Here is a 1,135-nt window from a genome sequence, read left to right as displayed (position 1 = left end):
TAAATTAGATATGGCGGAGGAAGAGGGATTCGAACCCCCGCGGGCTTTGACACCCCTGTCGGTTTTCAAGACCGATCCCTTCAGCCAGACTTGGGTATTCCTCCGTATAAGTGGTGGACCTTGTAGGACTCGAACCTACGACCGGACGGTTATGAGCCGTCTGCTCTAACCAACTGAGCTAAAGGTCCAATGGTAGCGGCGGAGGGGATCGAACCCCCGACCTCACGGGTATGAACCGTACGCTCTAGCCAGCTGAGCTACACCGCCAAAAAACAATTAAAATCAAGTGGAGCCTAGCGGGATCGAACCGCTGACCTCCTGCGTGCAAAGCAGGCGCTCTCCCAGCTGAGCTAAGGCCCCAAAATGGTCGGGAAGACAGGATTCGAACCTGCGACCCCATGGTCCCAAACCATGTGCTCTACCAAGCTGAGCTACTTCCCGTTTTTCAAAAGTATGTATGGCGCGCCCGAGAGGAGTCGAACCCCTAACCTTTTGATCCGTAGTCAAACGCTCTATCCAATTGAGCTACGGGCGCAACAATAAGTGCCGAGGGCCGGACTTGAACCGGCACGGTAGTCACCTACCGCAGGATTTTAAGTCCTGTGTGTCTGCCAATTCCACCACCCCGGCATGGATGGTATAGTATAGTTGGAGCGGAAGACGGGATTCGAACCCGCGACCCCCACCTTGGCAAGGTGATGTTCTACCACTGAACTACTTCCGCGTTTGGCAATGCGGATGAAGGGACTTGAACCCCCACGTCTGTAAAGACACTAGAGCCTGATTCTAGCGCGTCTGCCAATTCCGCCACATCCGCAAGAAAAACATGGTGAGCCATGAAGGACTCGAACCTTCGACCCTCTGATTAAAAGTCAGATGCTCTACCAACTGAGCTAATGGCTCTTATTACAAGAGACTTATATAGTATAACATATAAAGGTGGTGCCGGCAAGAGGACTTGAACCCCCAACCTACTGATTACAAGTCAGTTGCTCTACCAATTGAGCTACACCGGCTTAATACGCCAACTTATGTATGATAGGAATGGTGGAGGATGACGGGCTCGAACCGCCGACCCTCTGCTTGTAAGGCAGATGCTCTCCCAGCTGAGCTAATCCTCCATATATTACACTTG

The 1,135-nt window shown here is 52.2% G+C and carries 12 tRNA genes; all 12 read right to left on the bottom strand.

From position 1 onward, the window contains the following. Positions 1-11: 11 nt before the first annotated feature. Positions 12-104, bottom strand: a tRNA-Ser gene (locus tag V7728_RS20295). Between the two features lie 7 nt (positions 105-111). Continuing rightward, positions 112-188, bottom strand: a tRNA-Ile gene (locus V7728_RS20290). Positions 189-190: 2 nt separating this feature from the next. Beyond that, positions 191-267: transfer RNA gene (locus tag V7728_RS20285), tRNA-Met, on the bottom strand. Positions 268-287: 20 nt separating this feature from the next. Further along, positions 288-360 (bottom strand) — tRNA-Ala (locus V7728_RS20280). Between the two features lie 4 nt (positions 361-364). Then, positions 365-441 (bottom strand) — tRNA-Pro (locus tag V7728_RS20275). Positions 442-458: 17 nt separating this feature from the next. Further along, positions 459-535 (bottom strand) — tRNA-Arg (locus V7728_RS20270). A gap of 9 nt (positions 536-544) precedes the next feature. Beyond that, positions 545-630: transfer RNA gene (locus tag V7728_RS20265), tRNA-Leu, on the bottom strand. A 19-nt stretch (positions 631-649) separates the two neighbouring features. Further along, a tRNA-Gly gene (locus tag V7728_RS20260) sits at positions 650-724 on the bottom strand. A gap of 9 nt (positions 725-733) precedes the next feature. Continuing rightward, a tRNA-Leu gene (locus V7728_RS20255) sits at positions 734-817 on the bottom strand. 10 nt (positions 818-827) lie between these two features. Beyond that, a tRNA-Lys gene (locus V7728_RS20250) sits at positions 828-903 on the bottom strand. Between the two features lie 37 nt (positions 904-940). After that, positions 941-1,016: transfer RNA gene (locus tag V7728_RS20245), tRNA-Thr, on the bottom strand. 29 nt (positions 1,017-1,045) lie between these two features. After that, positions 1,046-1,121 (bottom strand) — tRNA-Val (locus tag V7728_RS20240). Between the last annotated feature and the right edge of the window lie 14 nt (positions 1,122-1,135).

This window comes from Bacillus sp. JHAA (assembly GCF_036961585.1).
In the GTDB taxonomy this organism is placed as follows: Bacteria; Bacillota; Bacilli; order Bacillales; family Bacillaceae; genus Bacillus; species Bacillus velezensis.
This window is presented reverse-complemented; position numbering and strand designations above follow the sequence as displayed.